The following is a 257-nucleotide window of genomic DNA, read 5'->3' on the forward strand; positions in this document are numbered from 1 at the left end:
ACGCTGCCTTGGCCCAGCAGGTTGAAACGGTAACTGGCTTCGGGACGCATCAGGTGCCAGCGGTTGAGCGCCTCATCGAGCCACTGGGTGACGTCTTGCATTTCTACCGCCAGACGGCGATTGGCTTCGGCGGCGCGCACCAGTTGCTGGAGCGTCAGCTTGCACTGTTTGACCTGCTCCTGCAGTACGCTCAAATCGTCCTGCAGGGCCGGGTCGTGATGGTCCTGGGTCATTTCCTTGAGCAGCACGCTCATGGT

1 protein-coding gene is annotated in these 257 nt (G+C 61.1%); it reads right to left on the reverse strand.

The annotated features are described in order from the left end of the window. Positions 1 to 257, reverse strand: a 257-nt coding sequence (locus AAEY75_RS16020) for a hypothetical protein (RefSeq protein ID WP_502944445.1), incomplete at both ends; no start/stop codon positions are given.

The sequence above is a fragment of the Psychrobacter sp. TB55-MNA-CIBAN-0194 genome (assembly GCF_040309505.1).
GTDB lineage: Bacteria > Pseudomonadota > Gammaproteobacteria > Pseudomonadales > Moraxellaceae > Psychrobacter > Psychrobacter fozii.